Source organism: Actinomycetospora sp., from assembly GCF_055612215.1.
Map to the genome: position 1 here is coordinate 1 of NZ_JBVPVA010000630.1, position 1,452 is coordinate 1,452.

Annotated in this window: 1 protein-coding gene and 2 pseudogenes; 1 reads left to right on the plus strand and 2 read right to left on the minus strand. The window is 77.3% G+C overall.

The annotated features are described in order from the left end of the window. Positions 1-656 (minus strand): annotated as a pseudogene (locus AC0CYZ_RS17295) (hypothetical protein); the annotation flags it as partial. Then, positions 653-1,138 carry an NUDIX hydrolase gene (locus tag AC0CYZ_RS17300; RefSeq protein WP_472217528.1) on the minus strand — a complete coding sequence of 162 codons (486 nt, stop codon included), beginning with the start codon at positions 1,136-1,138 and terminating at the stop codon, positions 653-655. The gene AC0CYZ_RS17300 and the pseudogene AC0CYZ_RS17295, both read right to left, overlap by 4 nt. 11 nt (positions 1,139-1,149) lie before the next feature. Here AC0CYZ_RS17300 and AC0CYZ_RS17305 point away from each other — a divergent pair. Further along, positions 1,150-1,452 (plus strand): annotated as a pseudogene (locus AC0CYZ_RS17305) (NUDIX hydrolase); the annotation flags it as partial.

A 1,452-nucleotide genomic window follows, 5' to 3' on the forward strand; every position in this document is an offset into this window, starting at 1 on the left:
CGGCGGGGGCGGTCGGCGAGCGGCCAGAGCAGCGACACCGTCGGGGCCCGGCCGGCCGGGGGCAGCGGGGTCGCCGCGCCCCCGGGCACGCCGGCGACCGGCAGCAGCAGGCGGGCCGCGGCGACCCGGGCGGGCGCGGCCGCGGTCCCGGGGGTGCCGTTGACCTCGACCACCACCGGGTAGACGCCGGGTGTCGTGAGGGCCAGCGAGGAGTCGGAAGACCCGCTCAGCGGGACACGGACGGTGAACGGCAGGTCCGCCTCGGGGTCGAGCACCGCGACGACGGGGGTGAACCCCGGGGCCGCCGTCCCGGGGCCGTCCGCGGAGACCGCGCCGTCGAGGGCCGCGCCGACCGCGCGGTCGGTCGACACCGCCGCGCCGCGCTGCACCCGCACCCCGACGTCGCGGACCGGGACCGCCCCCCGGTTCGTGACGTGCCCCGTGACCACGAGCTCGCCCGGTCCGTCGCCGGTGACCACCCGTGGGGTGGCGGCGTCGAGGATCAGCGCGACGCCGCCGGGAGCCGCCTCCTGGGCGGACGCGACCCCGGGGAGCAGCACCGCGAGGGCGACGAGGGCCGCGACCAGCAGTGCGGAGGACCCGGCCCGGCACCCGTCGAGGACCCGGCCGGCGGCCGCGGGTCCCCGGGGGGTCACGCGGACTCCTCCAGGATCTCCGCCGCGAGCCGCACCAGCCGCCGTTCGTCGGCATAGGCCAGCCGTGACCCCAGCTCGGGCAACGGCACCCAGGCGACCTCGGTGACCTCGACGTCGGCGTCGGAGAGCTCGCCGCCGGTGGCCGAGAGCAGGAAGTGCTGCACCGTCTTGTGCACGCGCCGGTCCTCGGCGACGAACCAGTAGTCGATGCTGCCGAGCGGGGCCTGCACGGCCGCGATGATGCCGGTCTCCTCCTCGACCTCGCGCACCGCCGCCTGCTCCGCGGTCTCGCCCTCCTCGATGTGGCCCTTGGGCAGCGACCACAGCAGCCGGCCGCGGCGGTCGAGCCGCCCGATGAGCGCGGCGCAGTTGTTCGCGGCGTCGACGACGAGGCCTCCCGCCGAGTACTCGTCGACCGTGCGCATCCGCCGCCGCGGACCGCGCCGACGGCGGTCGGCGGAGCGTCGCGACGACGGAGGCATTCCGCGATCGTACGGCGCACGACCGCTCGGCGGGCGGCCTCGTCGTCGATCCCGCGCACCGCTGCGCCGCGCTCATCGGCCGCCTCGACCGGCGGGGCCGCCTCCTGTGGTCGCTGCCGAAGGGCCACATCGAGGAGGGCGAGACCGCGGAGCAGGCGGCGGTGCGCGAGGTCGAGGAGGAGACCGGCATCATCGCGACGGTGCAGGCCCCCCTCGGCAGCATCGACTACTGGTTCGTCGCCGAGGACCGCCGCGTCCACAAGACGGTGCAGCACTTCCTGCTCTCGGCGACCGGCGGCGAGCTCTCCGACGCC

What these genes read in the sequence shown, in the direction of transcription:
- AC0CYZ_RS17300 (WP_472217528.1), bottom strand. Translation starts at nt 1,138, where the DNA reads ATGCCTCCGTCGTCGCGACGCTCCGCCGACCGCCGTCGGCGCGGTCCG.